This is a genomic window from Mucilaginibacter sp. P1_A3, assembly GCF_056406855.1.
On sequence record NZ_JBFTZJ010000007.1, the window covers coordinates 134,516 to 156,551 of the forward strand.

17 protein-coding genes and 1 pseudogene are annotated in these 22,036 nt (G+C 41.7%); 8 read left to right on the forward strand and 10 right to left on the reverse strand.

Going from position 1 to position 22,036, the window contains the following annotated elements:
• Positions 1-237 precede the first annotated feature (237 nt).
• The 5 genes from AC1D0K_RS15955 to AC1D0K_RS15975 all read right to left on the reverse strand — a co-directional run bounded on the left by AC1D0K_RS15955 (position 238) and on the right by AC1D0K_RS15975 (position 4,824).
• Positions 238-1,095: an AraC family transcriptional regulator gene (locus AC1D0K_RS15955; RefSeq protein WP_477393827.1), complete on the reverse strand. Its 858-nt coding sequence runs from the start codon at positions 1,093-1,095 to the stop codon at positions 238-240.
• A 358-nt stretch (positions 1,096-1,453) separates the two neighbouring features.
• Positions 1,454-2,275, reverse strand: coding sequence for an isocitrate lyase/PEP mutase family protein (locus AC1D0K_RS15960; protein ID WP_477393829.1), 822 nt, complete (start codon positions 2,273-2,275; stop codon positions 1,454-1,456).
• Positions 2,276-2,327: 52 nt separating this feature from the next.
• Positions 2,328-2,756 carry a DoxX family protein gene (locus AC1D0K_RS15965; RefSeq protein WP_477393831.1) on the reverse strand — a complete coding sequence of 143 codons (429 nt, stop codon included), beginning with the start codon at positions 2,754-2,756 and terminating at the stop codon, positions 2,328-2,330.
• Positions 2,757-2,786: 30 nt separating this feature from the next.
• Positions 2,787-4,076, reverse strand: coding sequence for an NAD(P)/FAD-dependent oxidoreductase (locus AC1D0K_RS15970; protein ID WP_477393833.1), 1,290 nt, complete (start codon positions 4,074-4,076; stop codon positions 2,787-2,789).
• 223 nt (positions 4,077-4,299) lie between these two features.
• Complete coding sequence (locus AC1D0K_RS15975) at positions 4,300-4,824, reverse strand: RrF2 family transcriptional regulator (protein WP_477393835.1); 525 nt, start codon at positions 4,822-4,824, stop codon at positions 4,300-4,302.
• 425 nt (positions 4,825-5,249) lie between these two features.
• Between AC1D0K_RS15975 and AC1D0K_RS15980 the strand changes: the two genes are divergently transcribed.
• Together AC1D0K_RS15980 and AC1D0K_RS15985 are read left to right on the forward strand one after the other, a co-directional pair.
• The gene (locus tag AC1D0K_RS15980; protein ID WP_477443274.1) at positions 5,250-5,741 is read left to right on the forward strand and encodes a cupin domain-containing protein; all 492 of its coding nucleotides are present in this window, start codon (positions 5,250-5,252) and stop codon (positions 5,739-5,741) included.
• A 390-nt stretch (positions 5,742-6,131) separates the two neighbouring features.
• A complete protein-coding gene (locus tag AC1D0K_RS15985) occupies positions 6,132-6,773 on the forward strand; it encodes a response regulator (RefSeq protein ID WP_477393839.1) in 642 nt (213 codons plus the stop codon).
• On the opposite strand, the gene AC1D0K_RS15990 is transcribed toward AC1D0K_RS15985, so the two are convergent.
• Positions 6,768-8,555, reverse strand: coding sequence for a tetratricopeptide repeat-containing sensor histidine kinase (locus AC1D0K_RS15990; protein WP_477393841.1), 1,788 nt, complete (start codon positions 8,553-8,555; stop codon positions 6,768-6,770). The genes AC1D0K_RS15985 and AC1D0K_RS15990 overlap by 6 nt on opposite strands.
• A gap of 826 nt (positions 8,556-9,381) precedes the next feature.
• Between AC1D0K_RS15990 and AC1D0K_RS15995 the strand changes: the two genes are divergently transcribed.
• Together AC1D0K_RS15995 and AC1D0K_RS16000 are read left to right on the forward strand one after the other, a co-directional pair.
• On the forward strand, positions 9,382-9,993 hold the full coding sequence (locus tag AC1D0K_RS15995) for a hypothetical protein (RefSeq protein ID WP_477393843.1): 612 nt from the start codon (positions 9,382-9,384) through the stop codon (positions 9,991-9,993).
• A 58-nt stretch (positions 9,994-10,051) separates the two neighbouring features.
• Positions 10,052-10,852: a hypothetical protein gene (locus AC1D0K_RS16000; protein ID WP_477393845.1), complete on the forward strand. Its 801-nt coding sequence runs from the start codon at positions 10,052-10,054 to the stop codon at positions 10,850-10,852.
• Between the two features lie 341 nt (positions 10,853-11,193).
• Here AC1D0K_RS16000 and AC1D0K_RS16005 read toward each other — a convergent pair whose 3' ends face one another.
• From AC1D0K_RS16005 to AC1D0K_RS16015, 3 genes are all read right to left on the reverse strand, one after another.
• Positions 11,194-12,075 (reverse strand): SMP-30/gluconolactonase/LRE family protein, encoded by an 882-nt coding sequence (locus AC1D0K_RS16005; RefSeq protein WP_477393847.1) that lies wholly within the window; start codon positions 12,073-12,075, stop codon positions 11,194-11,196.
• Between the two features lie 63 nt (positions 12,076-12,138).
• Positions 12,139-12,909: an SDR family NAD(P)-dependent oxidoreductase gene (locus AC1D0K_RS16010; RefSeq protein ID WP_477393849.1), complete on the reverse strand. Its 771-nt coding sequence runs from the start codon at positions 12,907-12,909 to the stop codon at positions 12,139-12,141.
• A gap of 9 nt (positions 12,910-12,918) precedes the next feature.
• Positions 12,919-14,634 carry an IlvD/Edd family dehydratase gene (locus AC1D0K_RS16015; protein ID WP_477393851.1) on the reverse strand — a complete coding sequence of 572 codons (1,716 nt, stop codon included), beginning with the start codon at positions 14,632-14,634 and terminating at the stop codon, positions 12,919-12,921.
• Positions 14,635-14,759: 125 nt separating this feature from the next.
• Here AC1D0K_RS16015 and AC1D0K_RS16020 point away from each other — a divergent pair, with 125 nt between their 5' ends.
• Positions 14,760-15,623, forward strand: coding sequence for a helix-turn-helix domain-containing protein (locus AC1D0K_RS16020; protein WP_477393853.1), 864 nt, complete (start codon positions 14,760-14,762; stop codon positions 15,621-15,623).
• 198 nt (positions 15,624-15,821) lie between these two features.
• Here AC1D0K_RS16020 and AC1D0K_RS16025 read toward each other — a convergent pair whose 3' ends face one another.
• On the reverse strand, positions 15,822-18,653 hold the full coding sequence (locus tag AC1D0K_RS16025; protein ID WP_477393889.1) for an FAD-binding and (Fe-S)-binding domain-containing protein: 2,832 nt from the start codon (positions 18,651-18,653) through the stop codon (positions 15,822-15,824).
• A gap of 327 nt (positions 18,654-18,980) precedes the next feature.
• Here AC1D0K_RS16025 and hemA point away from each other — a divergent pair, with 327 nt between their 5' ends.
• The 3 genes and pseudogenes from hemA to AC1D0K_RS16040 all read left to right on the forward strand — a co-directional run bounded on the left by hemA (position 18,981) and on the right by AC1D0K_RS16040 (position 22,020).
• Positions 18,981-20,240 carry a glutamyl-tRNA reductase gene (gene hemA / locus AC1D0K_RS16030; protein ID WP_477393855.1) on the forward strand — a complete coding sequence of 420 codons (1,260 nt, stop codon included), beginning with the start codon at positions 18,981-18,983 and terminating at the stop codon, positions 20,238-20,240.
• A 162-nt stretch (positions 20,241-20,402) separates the two neighbouring features.
• A pseudogene (locus tag AC1D0K_RS16035) lies at positions 20,403-21,479 on the forward strand (alkene reductase).
• Positions 21,480-21,516: 37 nt separating this feature from the next.
• Positions 21,517-22,020, forward strand: coding sequence for a cupin domain-containing protein (locus tag AC1D0K_RS16040; RefSeq protein WP_477393857.1), 504 nt, complete (start codon positions 21,517-21,519; stop codon positions 22,018-22,020).
• The last annotated feature ends 16 nt before the right edge of the window (positions 22,021-22,036 follow it).

Sequence of the window (22,036 nt, forward strand, 5' to 3'; positions counted from 1 at the left end):
TGGAATGGTCAATAACAGCGTTCTTTGATACAATGGCAATACCGATAACGGCTTACCAAACAAATAAAGGAATAATGTGATAGAGGGGTAGATTATTATCCAAACCTTTAAAGATGCTATTAACTTAGCTTTTGTTTTCATACTTTAGAAATTACTTTTCGGGAAGCGTTTTGCTCTGTACAAAGGTAATTTCAGCGGTAAACTGAAGGGTAGGACAAAAATGTGATTATGTAGGATTTATCTAAAGTTATGCCTGAACGCCTCGGGCGAATGTCCCGTGTGCTTTTTAAAAAACCGGATAAAATAAGAAACATCTTCATACCCCAGGTGGTATGCTATTTCATTTACCTGGTTAGAAGTTGCCAAAAGGTATCTCTTGGCTTCCAATATAATATGCTCGTTAATAAGCTCGGAACAGGTTTTGTTTAGTGTAGCCTTAGTGATTGCATTAAGCTGATAGGTGGAAAGATTCAGCATAACAGCATATTGAGATACTTGCTTATGAGTAAAGATATTTGCCTCTAAAAGTTCTAAAAACTTTTCAAGTCGTTCCTGGGTATAAAGGCTGACATCACCGGAAGGAGCGCTGCTGTTTTGCCGGATAAGTTCGATAAAGAAAACACCCATATTTGCTTTGATAACCTCTTCATATCGTTCTTGCTTATCGGCATACTCCTGAAAGATGTAGGTCATTATAGTAAGCAACTTTTGCAACCCATCAGCATTAAGCTGATAATGATTGACGTTGCTGGCTTCGTGTAATAGCTGGTTTGATACCCTGTCATGAGGGAAATAAAATTCATCTCTAAATTGCATCAAATACCCGGTGCTTCCTGCTTTTAGTACCAATTGGTGTACCTGGCCCGGGCGCATAAAGAAAACAGAATTATCATCAACTGTGTATGGCATAAAATCTATTTCATGGTGGCCGGCCCCTTTTTTTAAAGCGAGAATATAAAAAAAATCATGCCGGTGAAGCTCCTGAACCATGTCTTCCCCGGCAAGTAAATTATGAATATCCCGGATGCTAAAGCTTCCAGAAAAATCCGGCTCCTTTTGCGTTACATTAATATGTCTTATTGGTATTCTGTCCATTTTAACTTAAATACTAAAAAGCTGTTTAACTTTGATTTATTAATGTTTTTATGCTTATAATGAAGCACTTAACCACCCGTCATTGCGAGGCACGAAGCAATCCCCACCTTACAGAGTAGCTTTACAAATCCGATCTGCACAGTTTGGGATTGCTTCGTGCCTACCCATGATGTATTCGCTAAAACCCCTTTTGTCATCCTGAGGAACGAAGGATCTATTCGCAAACTGTACAGGGCGAAGAAGCACGGTGGAGAGTAGATCCTTCGTTCCTCAGGATGACAAACTTTTTTAACCTCATTTCTCCTTCAGTGTCTCCCAAATTTCATCACTCGCAATGATGTGCGGGTATGTACTTCATTTAGACCAGGCTGCTCATCACGTCGAAAGTAATCTGGCCTTCCTTAAAAAACTCGTCTGTGCTGTAGTTCAGTAAGCCTTCGGCAGCCTGTTTCATTTGCGATAAGGCCAATTTTAATAAACCCGGGCCTACGCTTACCCTTGATACGCCAAGACTTTCCAATTCTTTCAGGTCGCGGATTTGCCCATATAACAGGATGTTGATGGGTACATCTACGTTTTCCAGCAATTGAGCTATTTCATGATAACCAGGAATTACAATAGGGTACACGCAGTCGGCTCCTGCCAATTGGTAAGCTTTTGCACGTTCAACAGCCAGGTTCACGGTATCCTTTTGCATAGGCTGAAAAAACAGATCGGTACGGGCATTGATGACTATCGGCACATTATATTGAATACCTACTTCCCTTATGGCTTCTATCTTCAAACACTGTTCGTGAATGGGTGTCATCATTTTACCATGATCATGGCTGTCTTCTATATTTAAGCCGATGGCGCCGGCATCCAGCAGCATTTTTATATTATCCTTCAATTGCGCAATGTTATCAGCAAATCCACTTTCCAGGTCAACAGAAACAGGCAAATCAACGGCAGCAGTTATATGCGATACATTTTCCATTAACTTTTTGTACGGGATATGTTCGCCATCGGGAAAGCCTGCGATAAGGTTCGTAGCGACGCTTGCTGTAGCCAGAGATTGGTAACCAAGTGATGCGATAAGTTTTGCACTTAGCGGATCCCATATATTAGGCAGGATCAATAATTGCGCTGCCAAATGTTGCTGGCGAAATAAATCTGCTTTTTCTTTTTGTGTTAACAACATGGTAGTCTGTATTAAATTAATAAGTTTTTAATATTTAGCTGTTTAGGGGCGATCATAAATTATCCACACTCCACTTATAAGCAGGAATGGTTGATAACAATAATGAGCCTGCACTTACAGCAAATACCGAATAGTTAAATGGTGATTTGACGCCGAAAAAAAGTGCCATACACAAGGCAAAAGTTAATGTGAGCACAAAACTGCCCAATGCCATAATTCTTGTTTTATAGCCCGCAATCAGCAATATCCCGAAGATGACTTCTAAAAAAGTGGCCAGCCAGCCCATAACATCGGATACTGATTTAGCCACGAAAGGTAGCAATGCATGAACATAAGTGAGGAAACTATCCCAGTTACCCCAGTCAACATTATGCTGGCCCGCCGGCCCAAGCCAGCCAATACGATCCAATACGGGATAGATAAAACCAATCCCGAGCGCGAGCCGCAGATAAAGCTGGGCATAAACAATATGTTTTTTCATTGCTATAATATAAATAGATATTTGGTTTTATTAAGTACCCCTGTTTTCTGAACGGAAGATCATCCGTAGTGCCTGATCCCTGGTTGTATAGGCTACCAGCCAGCTATATAAGGTTTTGATCTTGTTATTATAATTAACCAGCGATATGAGGTGGATAAATAACCAGCTGAACAAGCCTAAAAAACCGCTAAAGTGGAGTTTGTGTTTAAGCAGATCAGCAACCGCCGTATTTCGCCCTATTATGGCCATATCCCCACGATCAAAATATTTAAATGGCTCCATAGGTTTTCCTTTGGCAATAGCCAGGAAGTTTTTAGCTAATGCCTTCCCCTGCTGTATGGCAGGCTGCGCCAGTTGCGGATGCCCTTTAGGATAAGCAGGATCTGTTTCCTGTATGCTGATATCGCCTATAGCCCATACATTGTCCAGGCCCGTTACCTGGTTATATGCATTGGTAACCATCCTGTTGCCGGCCCCAAGACTGGTTTCTGGAATACCTTCAAAAGTATGCGAGGTAACACCGGCCGCCCAAATCAAGGTTTTTGTTTCAATCTCCCCACCATCAGAAAGCTTCACTATATGACCATCATAGCTGTTTACGCGTGTATTTAGTTTAATCTTCACGTCGAGTTCTGTCAACGCCTGATAGGCTTCTTTATGGGTTTTATCACTCATTGGGGCCAGTAATACAGATGTGCCATCAACAATATGAATGCTGCCCCCGGCACCTTTTAGTTCGGGGTAGTCTTTTCCTAAAATATATCGTTTCATTTCGGCCAGCATGCCGGCAATCTCCACCCCAGTAGGGCCACCGCCCGCCACAACAATAGTTAATAACCTCTTTCGTTCGGCCGGGTCGGTTTCAATAACGGCCTTTTCCATAGTTTTCATCAATTCATTTCGCATATACAATGCGTCATCAATTCCTTTTATCGAAATGGCCTTTTCCCTGATACCCTCGTTACCAAAAAAGTTTGTTTTTGTGCCGGCCGCAAATACCAGGTGATCATATGAAAGTGCACCATCACTCAATTGGATAGTTTTATTTTCTGTATCAACCCTTAATAATTCTGCCATCCTGAAACGGACGCCTTTGTCCCTAAACATCTTACGAAAAGGGTAACTGATGCTTGACGGATCAAGAAAACTAGTGGCCACCTGGTAAAGCAGGGGCGTAAAGTAGTTGTAATTATTTTTATCAACCAGCGTAACCTGGTAATGCTTGTTTTTGAAAAGCAGCCGTGCAAAACTTAAGCCTGCAAAACCGCCGCCTACTACAATGATCTTTTCCCTGTTGTCAAATTCTTTTAAATTTTCCATATAGTATTAATTTATGAGGGATCAGTAGGGCAGGTATAGGCATTGCTTACTAATCCTGGTATTTGATTATTAATGTGCCCCAAACTTATTGCGGTAGTCATGGGGTGTTACCGTCGGCAAAACACAGTTCGGTTAATTACTACCACATGGGCAGCCTTAACAGAAGGCTTACCTTATAATAGGTACTATCCTTCAAGTGTGGATTCAGTAGTAAATAACCAGGTTACGAAAGCTCCTTTTTGGATGTTTTAAACACATTATCCTCAAACCAGCCTTTTGTTGCCCCCGTTAATTCAGGGGATGCTTTTTTATTAATCGTATCAAAAACCCATTGCAGGTTTTTTTCCCTGAGAGACTCCTTGATCTTATTTTCGGTATCAATCATAGCCTTATGGATGGTGCAATAGTCGCCTTTCTTCCAAGGCAGATTTTCCTGATCTAATAAGATACAATTGTCTCTTATCCCATTACATTCAAAAAAAGATATCTCGCTCTCAACCGCCAAAACAATATCCAAAAAAGTAATTTCGTCTGGAGCGCGGGCCAAAGAATAGCCGCCTTTTACGCCGATATTCGACTTTACAATTCCCGATTTTTTGAGTTTGGTAAAAGTTTTGGCGAGATACGTTTCAGATATATTTTGAAATTTAGCCAGGTCGCGAACGGTGATCGTGCTCCCTTTAGGGTTACCTACAAAATACACTAAAGAGTGTATCGCATACTCCACATTTTTTCCTAAAGTTGGCATCCAGTTAGTTTAAGTGATGTTTTTGTTTGTTGCTCAAAAATAAGCAATTGATTACTATGCTGATCGTATGTATTCTAATATACAGGCATTTCCGTAAACGAATCGCCCAGGGCCTGCTCTAAATTCTCAGCAAATCCGCCTCCAATAATTAGCAATTGTTTTACCATTTTTGTTTAATTTAGATAATTACGATAATACTTATCGCAAATAACGATAAATATTATCAAGTATTTATTGCCGTCCATTTGTAAACCCCGTATTTGTCAGAAATTGACGTAATTATGTCAGAAACAGCGGCGCAAAGTCCCTTATCGATTAATTAAAAGCATAGCTTCCTAACTCAGCCGCTGCAGCAACTCTTCCCGGTTGCAGGTTATTAAACAAACCTGTATTGTTTTTTTAAAACAACCCTTAAGTTTGTAAACATGACCATGGAAAACGCAAAAGACTGGATCGCCCATTTAAAGCTCCAGCCGCATCCGGAAGGTGGATATTATAAAGAAACATTCCGATCAAATCAAACGGTGTTTAGGGAAACCGGCGGCCCTCTTAAACAGGCCTGCACTTCTATCTATTATTTATTGGAAGGAAATGATTTTTCCGGGTTCCACCGCTTATCGTCTGATGAGATCTGGTATTTTCATAAAGGAATCCCGTTGTTGATCCACGTTATTGATCACGACGATAAGCTGGGGAGCTTTGAGCTATCGGATATAACAACGGGCAGTTTATCTTTAGCTATTGAGGCGGGTTGCTGGTTTGCCGCAGAAACCATTACACCCCATGGGTTCTCCCTTGTTAGTTGTGCGGTTGCTCCCGGGTTTGATTTTAGCGAATTTGAGATGGGTAAAAAGGACGTACTACAACTGCTATACCCGGAGCATAAGAACATTTTAAACAGGCTTTGCAGGGATTAAATGTACCTGTAAAAGAAAGTAAACCAGGAAGCACCAGTATATTACTGATGCTTCAGGTTACTCCCAGGTTTTAATGGTTTAGGCTTTGATCTCGAGATACTTGTTGTGTTTTCTGAGGATCTGTCCTGGGCTAAAGCTGTTATGCAAAACAGCATGATTATAAGTGTAGCGATAAGGTATTCCATTGTTTTTGAGGTTAACAAGTGCTTATAAATTGTATATTGTACCTGTTATTCCCGGTTGTAAACAGGCTTAACAGATGCTATTTTTTATTTTCCTTTTTTTGTTTTGGTAGTACAATTTTATGGAGCAGCCAGTCAGCACACAATACAAAGCTGTTGGTATTTTTTGCCGCATGAAGAAAAAGTAGATTTATAAATAATTACTACGATGGAAATGACAGCCGAAAAAATATCAGTGATCATAGCAGATGATCATACCCTGTTTATAAACGGACTTTGTATGTTATTGCAAAATGAGCCCGATATTGAGATCATGAATATTGCCGCTAATGGCAAAGAGGTATTGGGCCTGTTACATACCAATACACCCAACCTATTATTGCTTGATATAAATATGCCGGGCATCAATGGTTTCGAGGTGCTTAAACGGGTAAAATACTATCATCCTAAAATTAAGGTGATCATGCTTTCCACCTATAATGAAGAGCACCTGATTGAAAAAGCAAAAGCCGCGGGCGCCAACGGCTACCTGTTTAAAAATGCCGAAAAGAGTGAATTGTTAAAAGCTATGCGCCTGGTGGCGCAGGGCGAACTATGTTTTCCATACAAACAACCGGTTACCAATTCAACGTTTAATGAATCGGATCCTTTTTTAAAACAATTCCAGCTTACCAAAAGAGAAGCCGAACTATTACAATTCATTAAACAGGATTTCACCAATCAGCAAATGGCCAATCACCTTCATTTGAGCATTTATACGGTTGAAACGCACCGTAAAAACATCATGCAGAAACTGAATTTAAAAAACCCGGTAGAGCTTAGCCGGTTTATACTACAATATGATTTATAGGGCTTTATTGATAACGGGAATATAAACTGATACCAAAGTACCCTTGCCCACCTGCGAATCAAGCTCAACCTTACCGTTTAAAAAATTGATCCGCGATCGCAGGTTGCTTAGTCCCATCCCTTTGTTGATGCCGGGATTGCTGGCATCAAATCCTTTACCGTTATCTTCAATGGTTAAGCTGATATTATCCTTGTCTCTTATTAATGAAATATCAAGCCGGCTTGCATTGGCATGCTTCATTACGTTGTTTACACTTTCCTGTAGCACCCGGTATAAAATAATTTCTGTGGTATCATCAAACGGCGCATCAAAGCCCCTGCTAAAAAAGTTTATAGCAATGGCTTCGTTTTCAATATTCTCAATAAACTGTTTAACCACCTGCGCCAGGCCTGTTTTATGAAGCGCCCAGGGCATCATGTTGTGCGATATTGTTCTTACCTCTCTAAAACCATAATCAACCAGGTTAATTACTTTCTCAAACCGTTTTCGTTGTTCATCGTCTACGAAAGGCAATTCGCCGCCAATAACTGTCAGGTTAATTTTTGCTGCAGACATCGTTTGGCTTACGCTATCGTGCAAATCCTGGGCTATCCGCCTGCGTTCGCTTTCTTCCGCTACAATGATGGCCTGCATGGCGATGTTGCGTTGCTTTAGCTGTGTTTGCTTATAATAAATAAACCCTATTACAAGTATCAGCAGTATAAAAACAACGATGCCCGTCATCCAGTAATTACGCTTTGTTATCTCAAACTGCTGTTGCAATAGCTGGTCTTCCCGCTGTGTTATCTCGTATTTAGTCTGTAACTCATCAATGCTTTTTGAATTTTTGGTGTTATTCAAAGCATTTAATGCCATGTGCTTTTTTAAATAAATAAGCGCTTGCCTGTAATCGCCTGTTTGCCCGTACAAATCAGCTATCTCATTTACGGCGCTGGCTTGCATATCTGTGTAATTTATTTTAGTGGCGTATTGTAAGCAGCTTTGTAAGGCATCAAGTGACTGGGGGTACATTCGTTTACTCTTATACACTAACCCAAGATTAAAATAATTGATGGTAAGCGCCAGGGTATCGTTTAAGGCTTTTTTGGTATCGATAGTTTTTAAAATATCCTGGGCAGATTCATTTTTCTGTTTAATGCTCCCCATAACATCAACCATGAAGTTGTGACTGTAAGCTTCGGATGTATTTTCTTTTGCTTTTTTAACAAAATCCAAAGAGTCGCTTATATCAAAAGACTGCCTGAAATAGTTTAAGGCCTCGCGGTAGTTATGTTTGGTTTCATACAACAAGCCAACCTGGTTTAAAGCGGCCATCAGCACGCGCCGCGACCCGTTTTTAGGGGCATAGGAAATTGCCATGTTGTAAAACTCCAGCGCTTTATCGTAATTCTTTAGTTTGGCATATTGCGTTGCCAGCTCATTATAGTTGTCTGCTAAAATATCTGCCTGGTTTATTTTACTCAGAATGCCCGCGGCCTTGTTATAATAGTAAGCTGTAGAATCATAGCTGCCTGTTAAATACCAGGCTTTCCCAATATCTCTCCATATTAAGCCGAGCGCCTTTTTATTATCGAGTTTGGTTGCAAGCCCTAACCCTACCTTTGCAATTGCAAAAGTTTCATTTGGATTTTTTAGTGATGAATAGCTTGTAATTTGCGTAGCAGCGTTTAACCGTTTTTGAGCTGGGGACTTACTGAAAACTATTTTTTTTAAACTATCAATATTTTGACCGGAACACGGAATTACGGCTAAAATAAACAGAAGTAAAAAAGAGTATTTCATATCCGGGTATATGTTCCCAGCTAAAGATAGTGATTTATATGCTGTCGGAAAAAAACTGCAATTGTGTAATAATAATTATCAAAGCCGATAGTATAGCCAATAAAGAGAACAGCGTTTGCCGTTGCCTTGCGTCAATAATATCCGGTATTTTACCCGTACTCTGCAATCTTTTACACCTAAGCTTATACCTGTATGCTAATACAATAAATGGGATGGGGATACAGTAAATCAAATATTCCAAATAGCTGCTCATGACATTTTTCTTTAGGTTAAAAAATCTGTTGTTATAGCCCTGTGTTTAATAAAGTCATCAATTTTCCATCGTGACTTTTGGCTGTTTTTTATAATACAATTTTATGGACCTGCGCTAAGGCCTACAATACAAAGCAATTGGTATTTTTTGCGACCCTGTTAAAACGTAAGTTTACCGATAGTGAGTAGGGTGGATAAAGACAGAAAAAAGCGAGCGGAATGATGCTATCAAAAAGTGCAGATGCTTTTAGCATTAATGCACCTATAACCCGCGAATTAATAAAAAAGATTAACTTTAATAATGAATGATTTGGAATGAATTTGAAACATCTGGTGGGTATAAAACCGTTTAAAAACACATTGACTTTTGGTTTTTGAATAAAATTTCCTGGATATCCATCAGCTAACCAAATTCATCGTTGATAACGGTGTTGCCCGTCTTCTATAAAAAGATAATTATTGAATGAAAACATCATACCCACAAAAAAAAACGGAAAGAATCCGGGGTCGCACTAAACTACTGCCGATCTTGATTTTGACGTTTATAGCTCTTGCCTGCTCCTTAAATGAGGCAATGGCCCAAAAAAGTAATTTATCGGACTGGAACGTTCCGCCACCATTGCCACCCCGTAACCTACCAAAAGGAAATACAGGGAAATTGGTACCCGGTAAGCCAATTGTATTAACACTTAAGGATATCTCTGCAATTTCGCTGCCACCCGGACCGGCCGTGCAGATGCAGGCCCTGGCCGCTATTGCCACTACATCACCATTGGTAAACGCCCCCGACCAGCCAACTATATTGGGTATTGAAACAGGATCGGCAGCAATACCATTGCCCGGCGCGCCTGATGCACCACCGCTGCCGCGACAATCGCCCCAGGACGTACCGGTTACCTCCACTTTTGATCTGCCTGTTCCGGAATCGCCAGAGATGCCGGTTTCTGCCACAGAGCCGACACCATCGGGACAAACCTCGACTGCAAAGGGACCACTTCCTGTAATGCCGGATGTGATGAACCAGCCTACCCCCGTGTTACCCCAGGGTAATGGCCCGGCTATATGGTCTACTCCCGGTATCCTGGAAAATGTAAGCTTTAAGCTGGTAAAACCGGCAGCAAAAAAAGCGATCAGATCCCGCGGTAAAGGCGCAAAAAAAGTTAAATCTCCATCACCCAAAAAGTAATGGCAATAATGGCATAATGTCAATAGATACCTATAGGCATTATTACAAAAACACAAAAATGAAAACTACACCAATGGGGTTTAAACATATATTAATTATAATATTAACATTGATTAGTGGTGTTACATCTGCCCAGATGAGATTTAAGGCCGGGGATGAATTTCAAAGACATGTAATCACAAAATCAAACTGTGTACTGCAACGCGGCAGCCAAACCTTACATGTTGGCTCGGTTTCTATAGTTGTTAAAACTTACAAAGTAACCGATGCTTCTCCAAAGGCAGCCTCATTTACAATCACCACAGATAAGCTTGTTGATACAATAAATACCATGGATCAAAACCTCGTATACAATTCAGGCAAGCCAGCCGATCCTAATTCAGTTATTCAAAGTGGGTTGCAGAAAATGGTAAATGCCCAGTCAATGGTTTCGGTAAACAATAAAGGCGAAATATTGAATTTAAAACGCCCTGCTTTTGTAAATGATACCCTTTTGTCGTTCACCGGGATACAGCCAGAGCATTTGTCGCCAGGCAGCACGTTACAATTCATGGTAGATTTCCCGGTAAATCCCACGCTGAAAAAAGGGTATTCATGGGCCGATGTTACGCCATCAGCAACAACCAATTATACAATTTACGCTATAAATGGCCTAACCACTACCATAACCTACAAAACCTCCGTTTTAGGCGGTAATTTAAATAGCCGGATTAATGGTTCATTATTAATAGATAATAACACCGGTGTTGTTTTAAAACGATATTCGCAAACCGTTTCTACCGGGTACGAAATGGTAAATGGCATCGTTTACACAGCCACCCACAGAACCGCCATTACGGAGGTCAGCATTAAAAAATAAATATCATTATACCTATCCAGGAAAGTAATTGTTAAAGCCCTTTTTGTCATCCTTCGTTCCTCAGGATGACAAACTTTTCAAACGTCATTTTCCTTTCAGTGTTCCCCGGATAGTAAACCTACCCATGACGTATTGGATTTTGAGGCGTGTGGACCTGTCAGTCTGAGCCTGTCGAAGACTCGCGCGGAGAGGCCTTTGCCCGCTTATCCTTCGACAAGCTCAGGATGACAGCCCTTTTTTTGTTACGTCATTTTCTCCTTCAGAGGCCACCAGATTTTACAACTCGCAATGAAGATCTATTTTTTTTAAACAGCCTCTAAGAGATAGAAAAATCCATCATCCTATGCTATCGTCTTTTTGTATTCAACGGCTGCCATACCGGTGAAACCTGTATTTTTCCACACGAAGAGATTACCCGCAAGGGGCTGCTGTTTAAGCTCATCCTCTGTCAATCCTTTTTTTGCAGTAGTTATGTATAGATCCCCAAAATTCGAACCTCCAAAAGTGCAGGATGTTACGTTGGCTACCGGCAGGGGCAATGCAAATAGTTTTTCGCCTTTAACAGGGTCCCAACGTGTTACCTGCCAGCCATTCCAATGGGCAATCCAGAGCATGCCTTCACTATCTATGGTCATACCATCAGGATAGCCGTCCCTTTCCTCAATAACAATCACCGTTCTTTTGTTGTCTATATTCCCGGTGCTTAGTTCAAAATCATAGGCTACCACGGTCATGGTAGGCGTATCTATAAAATAAAAGGTTTTATTATCCAGGCTCCAGGCCAGGCCGTTGGATATTGTGGTATTATCAATTTTAAGGATAATGTCGTTATTGAGATCCAACATGTACAGGCTTCCCGCATTTGGCTGCTCGTTGATAGCCATTGAACCGATCCAGAACCTTCCCGCCGGATCACATTTGCCATCATTAAACCGATTCTCCAACAAATGAGATTCGGGGTGAGCAAACAGGCTGAGGTTTTCGCTTTCGCGGTTAATGATACCCAAACCATTTTTTAACGCCACCAGGAAATCCCCATCGTTACAGATAGCTACTGCACCAATCATCTGCCCAACATCCAGCGTTTTGCAGGTTTCCGTATCCGGGTTAAATTCGTGAATATGGCCGCCCAGTATATCTACCCAACACAGGGTTTTAGTTTTATCATCCCAAACCGGTCCCTCTCCTAAAAAGCATTCACTTTTAAAAGCAACCTCTACCATAGCTTTTTTTGATTAAGTATTTATTTTAACAATTACCTGCCTGTAGGTAATTGTAAACGCCTTTTATTTAATTCCGTTGGGCAAAGCGCTTACCGATGTCCACCCACCATCAACAATAAGGCTTTGGCCGGTAATATGTTTGGCTTCGTCAGACACTAAAAACAAAGCGGTGTTTGCTATATCAGCCACATAAGCAGGGCGACCCATCGGGGTAATGTCCGACCAGACGCGTTCATAGTCGGCCTCCTCCATAGTACGCTCGGTGAGTGTTGCCCCCGGCGCTACCGTATTTACGTTAATTTTATATGGCGAAAGTTCGATTACCAGGTTTTTGGCCAGCATTTCTAAAGCGGCCTTGGTCATGGCATAGGCCGCAAGGCTTTTTAATGCCTGGTGACCAACTACCGAAGATGTGAACAGGATAGCGCCCCCGTTTTCCTGCTGTTTCATTTGCTTTGCGGCCGCCTGGGCCAAAAAAAATGAGCCGCCGAGGTTAACATCCATTACTTTAGAAAAAGATTCTTTAGTATAGGTAAAAAAATCACCGTAAAGGGTGATGCCCGCATTGGCGATAACGATATCCAATCGCCCATAGCGCTCAACAGCGGTTTCCACCATTTTGTTGATAAAGGATAAATCGCTTGAGTCACCAACCATGGCTAAACATTGATCATTATTATTTTCATTAATCAGCGTTTCTGCTTTGTTGGCGAGGTCGGCATCAATATCGTTCAGGATCACTGTGGCCCCTTTTGCAGCAAGCATTTTACAGATCTCAAAGCCAATACCCTGACCCGCCCCTGTTACTATAGCTACTTTATTTTTAAAACTCATTGTATAAAATTAATGCGAATCCCTTAAAACCTTACTCCCGGAACCACCGATCAAAAAGTCCATATCGGCGCCTAAATGCGCCTGCTGAACATGATCTGTATATAGCTTTACATAGCCGCGATCTGTAATGGGTGGGGGTGGTATATATTGTTTTTTTCTTTCCGCAAGTTCTGCTGCGCTAATGTCAACATTTAATAGCCGGTTGGGCACATCAAGCGTTATCAGATCGCCGGTTTTAATCATGGCAAAATCCCCTCCGGTTGCAGCCTCCGGCGATACATGCAATACTACTGTTCCAAATCCTGTTCCGCTCATCCTACCGTCAGAGATGCGCACCATATCCGTGATCCCTTTTTCAAGCAGTTTTTTAGGGATACCCATATTGCCAACTTCGGGCATTCCGGGGTATCCTTTTGGGCCAACATTTTTTAATACCAGCACACTATTTTCATCTACCTCCAACTCATCCGTATCAATACGTGCCTTAAAATCTTCTATATTTTCAAAAACGACAGCTTTACCCGTATGCCGCATCAAATGCGCACTTGCCGCCGAAGGTTTGATAACCGCTCCCGCTTCGCACAAGTTCCCGGTTAATACGGCAAGGCCGGTGGCTGTATTAAATGGTGCGTCGACCGTGGTGATCACATCACTGTTGTACCCAATTACATTACTATAATTATCGCTGATGGTTTTTCCGTTCACGGTGATACAATCGCGATGCAGTATGTTATCCAGCGCCTTTAACACAACCGGTAAGCCACCCGCATAAAAAAGATCTTCCATGAAATATTTACCAGACGGCTGAAGGTTTGCGATCAGCGGGATGTTCTTGGACAGGTGATCAAAATCCTTTAACTCCAAAGGCACACCGATCCGGCCGGCGATAGCCAGTAAGTGGATCACAAAATTGGTTGAACCGCCGATGGCTGCATTGGTTTTTATGGCATTTTCAAAAGCGTTCCTGGTCAATATATCTGATAGTTTCAGGTCTTCCTTAACCATTTCAACAATCCGCAGCCCCGAAAGCTGGGCCAAAACCTTACGCCTGGAATCGGCAGCAGGGATAGCGGCATTGCCAGGCAGCGACAAACCCAAGGACTCAACCATACAGGCCATAGATGATGCTGTGCCCATAACCGCGCAATGCCCCTGGCTGCGGCACATGGCCGATTCAATGGTCAACAGTTCCTCTTCCATTATTTTGCCGGCACGTACATCATCATGATACCGCCAAACATCGCTGGTGCCAATTTGCTTCCCTCTGTGGTTTCCGGTTAACATTGGTCCGCCAGATACAACTATAGTTGGCAGGTTTACGCTGCAGGCACCCATTACCAATGATGGCGTTGTTTTATCACAGCCACATAGCAGCACTACACCATCCAAAGGATTAGCCCTGATGGATTCCTCCACATCCATACTGGCCAGGTTACGGTACAGCATGGCCGTTGGCTTCATTAAGGTTTCGCCCAATGACATTACCGGGAACTCCACCGGAAAACCACCGGCTTCCAAAATCCCCCGTTTTACAGATTCGGCAAGTTCACGAAAATGGGCGTTACATGGGGTTAACTCGCTCCAGGTATTACAGATGCCAATTACCGGTTTACCGTTAAATTCATAATCAGGGATACCTTGGTTTTTCATCCAGGCACGGTATATAAAACCATCTTTCCCTTTGCGGCCAAACCAGGCCCTGCTTCTTAATTCTTTGTCGTCCATTGTATAATTGGGGTTTTACACCTATTCAAATTTATAGAAGCAGAAGTAGCATAAAAAACACAAATTTTGCCATTACTGATACAATATTTACATTTGTTTCAACCAATACCCAAAAAAAACATCATTTGAAGAAGATTTTACGTGAGCTTTCACTTTCTACAGATGCAAGTTTTGTAGTTAAAGAAGAGATCACTTCCCAGTTTGCCGCGCCCTTCCATTTTCATGAGGGATATGAATTTACCATTATTGTAAACGGACATGGAAAATTTTACGGTGGCGATAGGATCATGAATTTCACCGAGGGTGATATGTACATTTTCGGGCCGGGCTTTCCTCATTATTTCATCAATGAAAAATCTTTTGTTGATTCCGGAGAATTGGCCCATTCCATGATCATCCAGTTTAAGGAGGATTTTTTAGGGCACGACTTTTATTTGAAACCCGAATTTAAAATTGTAAAAGAGCTGTTTAAATTGGCAAAAAGGGGTATCAGGATCAATCACCCAACAACGCAGTTAAAGAAGCTGATTTTTGATATTCACAAACAGAAAGGATTAAAAGCCTTAATTACGCTGATGCAGCTGCTGGAAAATGTCTCTTCCCTCCAAAAGGATAAAATTACCATGATCAGCTCTGAACAGTTTAAAGAACCGATCCGTGCCCGTGAGGGCGAAAATCGACTTGAAGCAGTTTTTACCTATGTGCTTGAAAATTTCAAAGAAGATGTTAATACCAAAAAAGCAGCTTCACTGGCATGCATGAACGAAGCCGCTTTTTGTCGTTATTTTAAACGGCGCACCCATAAAACGCTATCTCAATTTATTAATAACGTCAGGATCACCCACGCTTCATCTTTACTGGCCGAAAAAGAACTAAGCATATCCAAGGTAAGTTTTGAATGTGGGTTTGATAACCTTTCTTATTTCAACAGGCAGTTTAAAGCTATAATGGGCAAAACGCCGTTTGCGTACCGTAAGCAGTTTTTGTAGTTAATTGAGTTTATATGTGGAGAAATCGCTAAAAAAACACCAAGTCATGCCGGTTTATTTCGGCATCCCACGTGCAGGTAAGCACGGGAAAAGTGTGTAACAAGCAAGTCGGAGACCTGGCAGGTGTGATTGTCCTGTGGGATGCCGAAATAATCGGCATGACGTTCTCTATAAATTTTAAAAGACTTTTCCCGGAGTTTAAATCGCCTCATCAATCAAATAAAGGATTGATTCATAATTTTGAGCAACCGCTTTTGACATGGCCATTTCGCAGGTTTTTGTTGAGGAATAGTACCCATCATAATTATTTTGCTTTACTTCCAGCGCCTCGGCCATAGTTGCGGAGTCCGTTAACTCAGGAAACAAAAATCCCCGGTCGCCGGCCATACCACAGCAACCGCCATGTTTTGGCACGGTTACTTCTGCCGCAAAATGCCTGGCCAGCTCTACAAATTTATTTACCGTTTTCATTTTCTCCAAAGAACAAACGGTGTGCACGGTAATACTATCTTTCTTTTGTTTTACGGTAACAATAGGTTTTACGTGATCATGAAAAAAATCCACACTATCCAATATACGGAGTTTATCAAACTTTGCCTGGTTATCCGCAATAAGCACAGCCCGCATATTATGCAAAGTATAAGCACAAGAGCTTACATCTGTTACTACCGGCAGTTGCCCATCATTACTTGATGCCCATAGCCTTTGGACAATATCATTAGCGGTATGCTCATAGGCGTCTTTAAATCCTTTAGACGAATAGATCTGGCTGCAACAGCTGCCACTCAGGTTGTTTAACACACGTACTGCTACACCGGCTTTAGCGCAAACGCTCATAAAGGTATCCATGATATTCTTATCCTTCCCTTTGTAAGTTCCCAACATCCTGGAGATACAGGCAGGAAAATACACAATGGTATTTGCCGGGTTTGCATGAGCAAGGTTATTTACAGATTTGCTAAAAGAAAGATCAGGAGGATAGGTCATTTGATCTGACCATAAAGGCATTGCTGGTATAACCCGCTGCCCAAATTTGGTGAGCCTATACATGGCTTTATCCCCAAAAACCTTATTGATCCCGAAGCCTATTTTCAACCCTGCACGAATGCTCCACTCCACTGTTTTAAAGTTTTTAGCAACAATGAGCGCAAACTTATTTTGAAAGGGAGAATGATTTTCTCTTCGCAAACGCTTAACCAGGTCGCCGGTATTGATATCAACCGGGCAGGCTGTAGCGCAAAGGCCATCAACCGCACAGGTTTCCAAACCATCGTACTGGTACTGATCAAGCAGGAGTTTATAATTAGATTCATCACCGGCCTTTTGCAGTTTCTTTAGCACCCTTCTTATTACAATGCGCCGCCGTGGTGTGGTAGTTAAATTGCGGCTTGGGCATTTATGCTCACAATACCCGCATTCTATACACTTGTCTACTTCGCTTTCCACAGCCGGCATTTCTTTTAAATCTTTCAGGTGCGCTTCTGCATCATCATTGATGATCACGCCCGGGTTTAAAAGCCTTTTAGGGTCGATGGCCTGCTTGATGATTTTCATAATATCGTAAGCTTCACCACCCCATTCGGTTTCCACAAACGGAGCCATGTTGCGGCCGGTACCATGCTCGGCCTTTAAGCTGCCGTCGTATTTATCTACCACTAAAGCAACAACCTCCCGCAAAAACAAATCATAGCGTTTTACCTCTTCGGGTTCATCAAATGATTGCGTTACCACAAAGTGGATATTGCCATCCTTTGCATGCCCGAAGACGATGGCATTGGTGTAATTGTATTTTACAAATAACTCCTGCAGATCTAAAATGGCATCGCCCAATTTGCTTACCGGGAAGGTAAGGTCTTCCAGGATCACCGTAGTTCCGCTTGCCCGCACCGCACCTACCGCCGGGAAAAGCCCTTTCCTAACTTTCCAGAAAAAATCCTGCTCTATTGGGTCGCTCGTAAAAACGGGGGCATTTAGTAAAGAAAGTTCTGTTACTGATTGTAAAAACCCATTTACCTTAAATTCCAGTTCATCATAGGTATTTTCCTGAAATTCAATCAGCAATGCGGCCGCCGCCGGGGGCAATTCCTTTACAATTGCAGGCATCCCAACCATGTTTTCAACCGATCGTAATGATGCTCTGTCCATCAATTCTACCATCAGGGCCCCGGCATCAGTTAGCGGAATAATAGCCTGACAAGCCGAATAAATATCAGGAAAATAAATCAACGCGGTTGATTTGCACAGATAATCGGGAACGGTTTCTAACACGGCCCCCGCAATAAATGCCAATGTACCTTCGGCGCCAATTAATAAATGGGCAAGAATATCTAATGGATGGGTATGATCAATAAAGGCGTTTAACGAGTAACCAACTGTATTTTTGGTTTGATACTTATTCCTGATTTTACTATATAAAGTGCTATTTAACTCAATGCGAGCCTTCAGTTCTGTCAAGACTTGGTACAGCCCGGCACATTCATTTTTAAACCGGGAGTAGTCGTTTACCTCTTCGGTGCTAAACACCTTGCCATCGGGTAATATAAACCTTATAAATTTGGTAGTGTGGTAAGAGTTAAGTTTAACACCACAACACATGCCGCTGGCGTTGTTGGATAAAATGCCGCCCATCATGGCCGCGCTAATGCTTGATGGATCGGGACCTATTTTCCTGTTATATTTTTTCAGGAAGGTATTAACCATTTGCCCCGTAATACCCGGCTGTACCCGCACCAGGTTTCCGGATTCTTCGATTGTTATCTTATCCCAAAACTGACTAAGATCAACCAATATGCCATCTGTTATTGACTGGCCCGAAAGACTTGTACCACCGGTACGAAAAACCAGCGGGATATTATGCTGATGTGAAAACTTAAATAATGCAACAATTTCCTGCTCGCCGGCGGGTCGAACTACAGCCTTTGGTACTAAATAATAAAAGCCGGCATCTGATGCAAATGATACCAGGTCAATGTACCGGGTTTTGATACGGGCGGCGGGTAGTATCTTTTTTAATTCCTCCTCAATTTCCATCACAGTTTTAGTAGCGTAATTTATCCAAATCTATACTTTCAAAATCCAATTCCTCAAATTCTGGCAAATCAAATTTATTCAACTATCAAAGCTATAAAAAACACTGGGTTTGCTATTTATAGTACATTATTTACATGATGCATAGCCTATCATGATACAGATCATCAATAATTGTTGCCTGCCAATTTGTGACCCAGGTCATTATTATTACTGACACCTATCATACATACATCAACAGGTTTAATGAATCTTTGTGCTGTTGCTTACAGCAGGTTAAGTAATATTTTTTGATACTTAAAAGATGCTAAAAAGCACATTTTACTATTTATGGATACGGATCTGAAACTTTTGAATATAACCACGCCCTGTAACATTGGCGGCTTCTTAATTGCAGGCATCAATTACAAAAAAACGGATGCTTCCATGAGGGGCATGTTTACAATCAGCCATGATCAATATGAAAATATATTAACCCTGGCACCTGCTTTTGGTATCTCCTCGTTATTTATTATTTCCACTTGTAACAGAACAGAAATTTATGGATTTGCAGATCAACCTGCACAACTCATTAATTTATTATGTACCCAAACCCTGGGCAACGCAACCTCATTTAAACAGCTTGCCTACGTAAAAAACGGGAAGAAAGCCATAGAACATTTGTTTAATGTAGGGGCAGGCCTTGATTCACAAATTTTAGGTGATTATGAGATTATAGGTCAGCTAAAACAAGCCGTAAAATTTGCTAAGGACAGGAATTTTATCAACTGCTTTTTGGAGCGTTTGGTTAACGATGTACTGCAATCATCAAAAACAATAAAAAATGAAACATCGCTAAGTGATGGAACTGTTTCCGTATCGTTTGCCGCCATTAAATATATCAAGGAAACGGTAACTAACTTAGCTGATAAAAAGATACTGTTGCTGGGAACCGGTAAAATAGGAAGTAACACCTGTAAAAACATGGTGGACTATCTTGGTGCCACCGATATCACCCTGATTAACCGGACCGAAGAAAAAGCCATAAACCTTGCAGCAAAACTAAACCTGAAACATGCTCCAATGGACCGGTTAGATGAGTATATTGCATCAGCTGATATCATTATAACTGCCACTAATTCAAAAAAACCAACCATACTTTACACCCAGCTTGAGGCATCCGGCCCCAAATTAGTGATAGATCTTTCCATCCCCTATAATGTGGAAGCATCATCCAGGCAGCTTTCAAACATTAAACTGGTAAACGTTGATGAACTATCAAAACTAAATGATGTTACTATAACGCAACGCCAGGCCGAAGTACCTAAGGCAAAAAAAATCATAAACACCTATATCAGCAATTTTTTAGCCTGGAATCTGATGCGCAAAAACGCGCCGATGCTAAAAGCCATTAAAACTAAATTAAACGAGATAGCAACCTTAAGAGACGCGGGTTTTAAAACCGGAGAAACTAATGATACTTCAATACCAAATGAGCAGCTAATACAAAAAGTATTAAAGTCCACAGCTAATAAAATGCGACATCACAATCATGGGGGCTGCTATTATATCCAGGCGATTAATGAATTTGTTAAGGCTGCTTACCAATAATAGTTAGTAAGCATCAAATGCGAATTATAATATAAGGCACAAATTAGGGCCACCCGGCTACCAAAAGCCGACCGATCGGACTATTTTTAAAACTTTTGCGGCTATTTTAAGTATCTACATACATCTACATTTGTTGTGTATTATATACTTAAATAAAATAGCATGAACAATATCTTAGCACCCTATCACCAAAAGGGATTTCAATTAAAAAACCACCTGGTGATGGCCCCTATGACACGCAGCAGGGCAATAGGCAACATCCCTAATAACCTTATGGCTCAATATTATGGCCAGCGCAGCGGCGCCGGTTTAATTATAACAGAAGGCACCTCCCCATCGCCCAATGGATTGGGCTATGCCCGTATCCCCGGTATTTTTAGTAACGAGCAGGTTGAAGGCTGGAAAAAAGTAACTACCGCGGTACATGATGGCGGCAGTAAAATATTTGTTTAGTTAATGCATACCGGCCGGATAACTCACCCCGATAATTTGCCACCAAACGCCGACGTGGTAGGTGTTTCGGATATTAAAGCCGCCGGGCAAATGTATACCGATAGCCTGGGCCTGCAAGATTATCCTATACCCGTAACCTTAACAACAGCGGCAGTTAAAGCCACTATAACGGAACATGTAGCTGCCGCCGAAAACGCCGTTGAGGCCGGTTTTGATGGCGTTGAAATACACGGCGCCAATGGTTATTTGATTGAACAGTTTTTAAACCCCAATACCAACAACCGTACAGATCAATATGGTGGTGATTTTAAAGCCCGGGCATCATTCGGGCTTGAAGTAGCACAGCAAATTGCCGATGCCATCGGCAAAGAAAAGGTAGGTATCCGTTTTTCGCCCTTCTCAACACTTGGCGACCTACAGGACTATGATGCAGAAGAAATACATAATACCTATACTTACCTGGCGCATGAATTAAATAAAATAGGTATCGCTTATATTCACATCTGCTTTTCGCCAAAAATCGCTCAAAAAACATTCGATGAAATCCGTGCAGGGTTTAGCGGTACCATAATTATTTGTAATGGTAATACACCCGAGAGCGCCGCTGACACCTTAGCTAAAGGTTTTGCCGACCTTGTTGCTTTTGGCCGCTCGTTTTTAGCAAATCCCGATCTGGACGTTCGCATTGCAAACAACACACCGTTAAACGCGGTAGATTTTTCAACACTATATACACCAGATGCACAAGGATATACTGACTATCCAAAGTTGGCGATAACTGTTTAATCCCTTTGCAAACAATACACTATATATTTAAAGCAATATGGAAAATTTAAATAAAACGGTAACCATTGTTGGCCCACAGGAGGGGCAAGGCTTATCAATTGCAGGCAATTCATACCGGGTAATCATATCAGGCAAGCAAACTGATGGCAAGTATGCGCTTATTGAAATGTTGGTACCACCCGGTGGCGGCCCCGGCCCACATGCCCACGCCGATATACAGGAAAGTTTTTATGTGGTTGAAGGCGAGGTTGAGGTAAAATCAGAGGCGGGTAATTACACCGCGGGCAAAGGCTCATTCGTTAATATTCCCTTTGGTGGTATTGTTCACTGCTTTCATAATAATACGGATAAAACCGCGCAGCTGCTTTGCACGGTAACACCTGCTGGCCTCGACCTTCTTTTTGAAGAAATAGGCCGGCCAGCCCCTTTCGGCACCTTTTTGCCGCCGCCACCTATGGATGACGAATTAAAGAAAAAGTTAGGAGCCATCGCTGAAAAATATGGACAGAAACTTTACCCGCCAGATTACCTTGACCGCTAACCATATCTTTAAAACC